Source organism: Psychroserpens sp. BH13MA-6, assembly GCF_052983595.1.
The window spans coordinates 1-7,853 of sequence record NZ_JBRJGE010000014.1; the positions used below are offsets into that span (position 1 = coordinate 1).

Annotated in this window: 10 protein-coding genes; all 10 read right to left on the reverse strand. The window is 32.1% G+C overall.

What is annotated here, in order from left to right:
- Positions 1–224: hypothetical protein (locus ACU8DI_RS14950; RefSeq protein ID WP_447113601.1), on the reverse strand; the 224-nt coding region annotated here is incomplete at its 3' end.
- 206 nt (positions 225–430) lie between these two features.
- Positions 431–928, reverse strand: a complete 498-nt coding sequence (locus ACU8DI_RS14955; protein WP_447113602.1) for a hypothetical protein — start codon at positions 926–928, stop codon at positions 431–433.
- Between the two features lie 220 nt (positions 929–1,148).
- Entirely contained in the window at positions 1,149–1,652 is a 504-nt protein-coding gene (locus tag ACU8DI_RS14960; RefSeq protein WP_447113603.1) for a hypothetical protein, read from the reverse strand.
- Between the two features lie 208 nt (positions 1,653–1,860).
- Positions 1,861–2,436, reverse strand: a complete 576-nt coding sequence (locus ACU8DI_RS14965) for a hypothetical protein (RefSeq protein ID WP_447113604.1) — start codon at positions 2,434–2,436, stop codon at positions 1,861–1,863.
- Between the two features lie 160 nt (positions 2,437–2,596).
- The gene (locus ACU8DI_RS14970) at positions 2,597–3,094 is read right to left on the reverse strand and encodes a hypothetical protein (protein WP_447113605.1); all 498 of its coding nucleotides are present in this window, start codon (positions 3,092–3,094) and stop codon (positions 2,597–2,599) included.
- Positions 3,095–3,370: 276 nt separating this feature from the next.
- Positions 3,371–3,820: a hypothetical protein gene (locus ACU8DI_RS14975; RefSeq protein ID WP_447113606.1), complete on the reverse strand. Its 450-nt coding sequence runs from the start codon at positions 3,818–3,820 to the stop codon at positions 3,371–3,373.
- A gap of 231 nt (positions 3,821–4,051) precedes the next feature.
- The gene (locus tag ACU8DI_RS14980) at positions 4,052–4,774 is read right to left on the reverse strand and encodes an acetolactate decarboxylase (RefSeq protein WP_447113607.1); all 723 of its coding nucleotides are present in this window, start codon (positions 4,772–4,774) and stop codon (positions 4,052–4,054) included.
- 170 nt (positions 4,775–4,944) lie between these two features.
- Positions 4,945–5,739, reverse strand: a complete 795-nt coding sequence (locus tag ACU8DI_RS14985) for a cation transporter (protein WP_447113608.1) — start codon at positions 5,737–5,739, stop codon at positions 4,945–4,947.
- Between the two features lie 300 nt (positions 5,740–6,039).
- A complete protein-coding gene (locus tag ACU8DI_RS14990) occupies positions 6,040–7,443 on the reverse strand; it encodes a DUF6794 domain-containing protein (RefSeq protein ID WP_447113609.1) in 1,404 nt (467 codons plus the stop codon).
- A gap of 60 nt (positions 7,444–7,503) precedes the next feature.
- On the reverse strand, positions 7,504–7,647 hold the full coding sequence (locus tag ACU8DI_RS14995; RefSeq protein ID WP_447113610.1) for a hypothetical protein: 144 nt from the start codon (positions 7,645–7,647) through the stop codon (positions 7,504–7,506).
- Positions 7,648–7,853: the final 206 nt, after the last annotated feature.

Sequence of the window (7,853 nt, forward strand, 5' to 3'; positions counted from 1 at the left end):
GGTTCGCGCACAAAAATTTGGTCAAATACCCAATTCAGTCCTATAAACTGACTGTTTTTGGCTTTAGGCTCACTTCTGAAACGAAATGGATTATTTTGTTTTATTCCAATGTGGCAAGTCGGACAGCCAATATTTGGTTCATAGGTCAATTCCATATATCCAAAGTCGTCTTCTGGTTGTGGATAACCAAATTGCTCTGTCTTTATGTGATACCAATTATTCATTTTCGAATTTCAAGCATTATTGCCAACGTAATTGTGTATGGTTTGTGCGGAAATGCAGCGCACGTGTGCGGCTGGATTTCCGAGGAAAACGTGCGCTGTTGGCACAAATTTTCCGTTCAATAAATATAGTGAATTTTATGTAAGATTTTTTCTTTTGCTTAACCAACAGACGCATGAACTATACACGTTGTTGGCAACTGGCTTTTTTATTCCGTTAAATGGCTAATGTCAGATGTCGCATAAAAATAAGATAATCCAGTTCCGTTTCCGCCCATTGATTCACTATCCGCAATCGTAATTTTTAATTTCGGTAAAAGATAATTTCCTCTTTCTGTTTCCAAGTATTCAATTCCGTTTTTTTGAAATTGATTTATAAAATCCGAGATTTCGTTTCCAAAATCAAGTCGAACATTATTGATTAAAATGCTAAATCCAGAGTGAACTTCCAATTCTCTTAATTTATTATCCTTATCGTAATTCAGAAATAGCATATCATTTTTAGAATTCAGATTTTCATAAACATCTCTTTTTTGATGAATGTTCATACTTTCGTCTCCGTCAAAAAATTGAGCAACGTCAATAGTTTTATCATCTTGCTTATGTTTGTTTCCGATTTTTTCTCTAACAGAATTCCGTTCGTCATTCCATTCTATTTTGACAGAATTAAGAATAAATCCTCTATTTGGTACATATTCTATGTTCATTTTTCAGCTTGTTGCCAACGTAATTGTGTATGATTTGTTGCGGAATTTCAACCGAAGCGCTTTGCGCTTGGATGAGCCGTTTACGGCGAAAATTCCGCGGGAAAAGAAGCGCAAGGCTGAGCCAGCAATTCTTTCCGAGTTTTAAAGATAGTGAATTATGTGGGAATTTTTCCTTGTCTTAACCAACTGAGCAATTAATTATACACGGTGTTAGCATACGTTATTTTTTTTCAGTTAGTTTTTCAAAATTCAGTTCGTTCTCCCAACAATATCCAAATTCAGATTCACAGTTTAATTTCAATCCGTTTTTTGATATTTCTCCGCTATATTTTAGTTGTCCTTTGGAAACTCCTCTTGTTGAGTCTTTTTCTAAATCTCTTTTATGTTTTACAATTCTAAATCTTGTTGTTTCATAAAGGTCTCTTTTTCCAATTTCAAAACTGATTTTTTTGTTTTCAATATTCAGATTTTCCATTCCGTTTCCGTAAAAGAAAACTCCGTGTCCACCACTATCTTCTGTACCGAAATAAAGTCCGTTATATTTTCCATTCAGAGTGTCAATTACGATGTAATGATTTTCGGATTGTTCAGATGTTTTATATTCATATATTCCGATTAATTCAGAGTTCAGTTTTTTATAGTCAGTTTTTAATTCCGACGTTTTTTTGTCCGAATTACAACTTACAAAACTCAATATTAAAATCAGTAGCGTGATGTTTTTCATAATGTATGCTAACGTAATTGTGTATGATTTGTTGCGGAATTTCAGCCGAAGCGCTTTGCGCTCGGATGAGCCGTTTACGGCGAAAATTCCGCAGGAAAAGAAGCGCGAGGTTGAACCAGCAATTCTTTCCTAGTTTTAAAGATAGTCATTTATGTGAGAATTTTTCCTCCTCTTAGCCGACTTACCGCAATGAATTATACACGTTGTTCTACGCAGTTTTTATTTCAGTTAATATTTTTCCGTCAGCATTCAGTTCGTATTTATAACCTTGCCAATCTATTAATTCAATTCTGTTTTCAACAATTTTAAATTCAGTTTTTCCGTCTGGATTAACAAAAATGTCTCTCGCACTAAAATTCCATTTAGTTTCTCCATTTTTATCAATTCGGCTAACTTGAATTTCTCCGTGAACGATAAAATCTTCGTCAAATTCATAAATTCCAAAACAGGTTGCAACGTCATATTGATTTCTCCAATTAACAGATAAGTCCGTTAAATTTAGAGAATATATTTGGTCAGAACAGCAAATATAAATTCGGTCATTCTTAAGTAGAAATGAATTTACAGAAATTCCACTTGCTCCTCCAGATTCCAACAATAATGCGCTACACTTTTCAATTCCGTTTTCTGTTATTCGAATTCCGTGTTTTGAGGAAGGTTGATATTCCAATTTATGTCCTAAATCGGCTGGATATTGTTTCTTAAATCTCTGACCAAATTCCGCTGAATCCAAATCAGATTCATTTGTTATTTCAATTACGGAATTTTTATATTTTACTATCATTTTCTTGGTTTGGTCAAATTGCGTAGAACGTGTTTGTTTATGATTTGTTGCGGTAAATGGTGTGACTCGTTTTCCGCCATTGACTAAGATAATTAATAAGATTGAATTTCCTACAGTAAATTCAGCCGCAATGAATCATAAACGTTGTTGTGCACTGGTTTTATTCAGTTTCTTTTCTGAAATACGTTTCATACTTTTTATCACTCCAAAATGCTTTTACTTTTCGTAAATCAAGAGTTTTATCGTTATTAATCCTATAAAGTTTTTTTCTTTTCCAATAGAGTTTTTTTGGAGGTTTTACTTTGTTTTGTCCACCACTCCACAAGGCTGACATTATAAAGTCATTTAATTCTATTCTGTTGATTTTAAGATCAGCTGAAAGAACTAATGAATCTTTAATACTTTTTCCTTCTGAATCTCGAATTTGCAAAGAGTCCGAAACTAATTCAGATTTTAAATAAATAGTATCATTTGAGACTTTCCATTTTCCAGTTGTCCAACTAGATGAAAGATCAAACGTGTAATTGTGAATAAAAGTAGAGTCTGATTTCAATTCAATAGTTTCCGAAAATCGGTCTTTATAAATTCCGACATATTTGTCTTGTCCAAAAGTCAAATTGGATATCAATAAAATCAGGATTAGTTCGGTTATTCTCATTTTTGGTCAACTTGTGCACAACGTAATTGTGTATGATTAGTTGCGGAATTTCAGCCGAAGCGCTTTGCGCTCGGATGAGCCGTTTACGGCGAAATCCACAGGATTCATGAATACCAAAATATAAAATAGATATGACATGAATAAAATTCAGCGGGAGAGAAAGTGCAAGGCTGAGCCAGCAAATCTTTCCGAGTTTTAAAGATAGTGAATTATGTGAGAATTTTTCCTTTGCTTAGCCAACCTACCGTAATTAATTATACACTTTGTTAGGTGCTGCTATCTTAAATCAGTTAAATTTAATTCTACAACGTCCAAAATTGTGGCAACCGCATTTTTGAAATGAATATATTCAGTTCTGTCATCTGTATGATGCAAGCTTGAAATTGTAAAACTTACTGAACTTTGCATCTGTGAGATTGAAATTGTAGTTTCTGATGCATCTAAATACATGTCATCTCTACTTAGAATATCATCAGAAGAGATTTTCATAACTTCTTTCATTATATATTCATATTCCTTATTGTGAATGTTTTTCTTAAATTTTTTATTATATATTTCACAGTAGACAGGTGTAGAATCATTTTCAACAGAAAATCCAAAATTAATTTTTAAAGTACTATTCATTCTACCACTATTATTATGGGTCAATGATATAATTGTTGTATTCTGACTAAAAGAATATAAAGAAAACAGAAAAGATATGATTGAAATAAATATTGATTTCATAGTTGTCTTTTATAGTTGCACCTAACGTATTGGTGTATGATTATGTTGCGGAATTGCAGCCGAAGCGCTTTGCGCTCGGATGAGCCGTTTACGGCGAAAATTCCGCTCGAAAAAAAGCGCAAGGTTGAACCAGCAATTCTTTCCGAGTTTTAAAGATAGTGAATTATGTGAGAATTTTTCCTCGTCTTAACCAGCTTAGCAATGAATTATACACGGTGTTGCCAGCAGTTTTTATTTTTTCGGTAAAAACAATTTCATATTCTCAATTTCCAGCTCGTCCAAATGTCCCATTTTACTTTCATCTTTCGTTATCAAGTGCAAATGGATGTTAGAATCGTGATGAGTAAAAATTCCTTTATGTTCTGTTGAGAAAAAACCTATTATTTCTACAGATTCATTATTTAATTCGTAATTCGTTTGTCCTTGATGCGCCTCGATAGGTGAAGAAACTTTTGTTCCTTTTGGTAAATTTTGAACGTGAATTATAGCTTTAGATACTTTTCCGCTCAATTTGAAAGCAAAAGGTCTTTTTGAGTTAGTTGTTTTTTCGTCAACAAGTTTCTCTATATCTTGAATAGTTTTAATTTCTGACGTTAATTCAGTTTCGTCCCATTCGTTCACGTTTGCATAAACAAAAAAAGGTGCGGAAACATTAAAACTTTTTTCGACTATCATAGTTGAATCTGAAGTCACTTTTGAAACGTAACTAATTCCTTTATTAATCAATAATTCGCCTGTCAGATAACTAACAGGTCCTATTCCATAAAGTCCTTTTTTGTTCGAAATAGTATCGAGATTAATTATTCCGTTTAATTCTCCTTTCCACATAACTTTTTTCATTGCACCTACAATATTAATGTCAGGATAAGTTTCATTCAAGTTATTTTTATTTTGGTCAGAATTGCAACTAAATATTCCGATTATTAGAACTCCAACTATTATTTTTTTAATCATAGAATTCGTTTTTCTCAAATTGCTGGCAACTGTTTTGTGTATGATTAGTGGCGTGTTTAAGCACCTAATTTAGCAAATAAAAACCGAATAGAAAATCCGCGAGGATTTTCGTAAGTAGGCGAGAACCAGCCATTAATTATACACGTTGTTGTAAGTAGTGCTTTTTTAGTTCACTTACTTAATTTCAAAATCCGAAATGCTCCTTGAATTACCAAAATAAAAACGATTGTTCCAATAATCAAATCAGGTTTGCTCGAACTTAACCAATTTACCAAAAGTCCAGCGATTATAACTCCTAAATTGATAATCACGTCATTCGAAGTAAAAATCATACTCGCTTTCATATGTGCCTCTTCTTTGCTTTTTGACTTTTGCAAAATGTAAAGACAAATTCCGTTTGCGATAAGTGCAAAAATCGAAACGATAATCATTGTTGAAAAATCGGGAAGTTTCTCGTTTCCGAAAAATCTTCTCAAGACTTCTACAAATCCAATAATCGCAAGTATTATTTGAAAATATCCAGCAAGTTTGGCAATCCGTTTTTTCTTTATTACTGTTCCGCCAACCGCAAACAAACTAATTCCGTACACAAAACTGTCCGCAAGCATATCTAAACTATCGGCAACAAGTCCCATAGATTTTGAGATAATTCCTGTTGTCATTTCAATAATGAAAAAAGCAAAATTTATGGCAAGTACAGACCAAAGTAGTTTTTTCTGATTTTCGTTTTCTTTAAATTCCGTTCGGTCGGTTTGTTCCGTTGAGATTTTTTTTCCACCTAAATTCAATTCGATAACGGACTTTTCGATTTGGTCAATTTCTCCGCTGTGAAAAACGGTCAATTTTCGATTCGGAATATCAAAGTCCAAATTCGCAATGCTTGAAATTCCGTCCAATTTCATTCGGATAAGATTTTCCTCTGAAGGACAATCCATTTTGGTAATTTCAAATATTGTTTTATTCACTTGGTTTCTGGGTTTTTCGGCATTACTTACAACGTAATTGTGTATGATTTGTTGCGGAATTTCAGCCGAAGCGCTTTGCGCTTGGATGAGCCGTTCACGGCGAAAATTCCGCTGGAAAATAAGTGCGAGGTTGAACCAGCAATTCTTTCCGATTTTTAAAGATAGTGAAATATGTGGTAATTTTTTCTCGTCTTAACCAGCTTAGCAATGAATTATACACGGTGTTGGTGGTAGTTTTTNTAATTTTTTCTCGTCTTAACCAGCTTAGCAATGAATTATACACGGTGTTGGTGGTAGTTTTTATTCCTTTTTCGGATTTTTATTTTCCCATTTTGTCCAAACATCTTTTTCTGTTAATAGCCATTTTTGATAATATTCTATTATTGTTCCTGAAATATCATCTCTATCTGTTATACCTCTGTCATTAAAATATTTTAAAAGTCTTGAACCTCCATTTATTCCCCAATTATTTCTTATCCACATTCCTAAACCTCCCATATGAGAATTAAATTCCCATCTGCTTTTAGATTCACGAAGTTGTTTTTTACTTTCAAAGTTTAATTTTTTATCTAATTCAGTAATGCATTCATAAAGATTTTTAGGAATATAAATTCCATCTATTGAATCTAGAGTTTTTCTTTTTTTAAATTCAAGTCTACGTTTTTCATTTGCTATTTTAGTTTCTACTTCAGCGATAGAATCGTTGGCATTTCTAAATCCTCCAAAAAAGTATTTGAAATGTTGTTTTTCGACTTCTTTAGGTAGAAAATCATTTTCAAATGTTGTGTTGCTAATGAACTCTTGAATTTTAATTTTATCAAGTTTTTCATCACATTTAAACTCTTCAATCTCAAATTCTCCGTTTTTGTTTAAATAACCGGTTAATGTAACTCTAGATAAAGCGTATTTATATTTCTTTGTATACATTAACCCAGAAATGTCACTTATAGTTTGTGAAATAGTTTTCTTTGTTTGCGTATCAACAAAATCTGGAATGTATTTGTAAGATGCTTGATAATAATTAGTTGAGCTTTTAGGTTTGTTAAAGAATTTGATTTTTGGATAAACCTCATTGAAACTAGTATTACTGATAACTTCCATTTTGTTTAAATCGAAAGAGGTTACTATTTTTCTTGAGTCAGTTAAGTATAGAATATCGTTATCGAGAACAATATAATTTTCATTTAAGAAGATTTCTTCTTCGCTAGTATTTTCTTTAAATACTTTTTTATATTCTTTAGTTCCAAATTTACTTTTTTTGTTATCTACAACGTAAAAATTGTTATAGATGAAAGAGCATTTCTCTCTATCAGAATCACAACCCGTAAATTCAAACATATTATACGTTTTTGTTAAAACTCCATCTCTATAAACTGTAACGTACTCAAATTCTTCTCCTTTCCAAAAAAGGTCATTTGTTAAGTAAATAACTGTTCTTCCATCATTTGATATGGCAAGCGAATATTTTTCTGAATCATACAAATCAAAAGACCTATTAATTTGATATAATTCTTTATCATTTTCATAAACAATGGATTGCCCTTTTAAATTTGGAAAATCTGTATCATACGAAATGGATTTTATTGAATAAATTTCGTTTTGTGAAATAATTGTAGAAATTGGAACTCTACTCGTTGATTTTTGAGAATATGCATTGAAGTTGAATGTCAATAATACAAATAGAAGAAATTTAATTTTACACATAATGTTTGGTAGGTTTTTATTTTAAATCAAAACTATTCTATTATTATCTTTTGTGAAATCTTAAATGAGTGGAATGGTCTTTTGAATGAGTAACGAACCATTCTCTAATTTACCACCAACGTAATTGTGTATGGTTTGTTGCGGTTTTACAGCTTGCGTATGCGGCTGATGTTCCGTGGGAAAGACGCAAGCTGTAGAGCTCAAATTTTTCCGTTGAGACTAAGATAGTAATTTGTAGGAAATAATCTTCTGCTTAGCCAACCTACCGCAATTAATTATACACAGTGTTGGCATTAGTTTAAAAATCTTCAAATGGCTTTTCTGTCCAATCTTTCTTACCCAAAAAGTTCCCACAAAAATCATATCTTTTAATAAATCCGTTTGTGTAATTCTTATTGTGATGAAATACC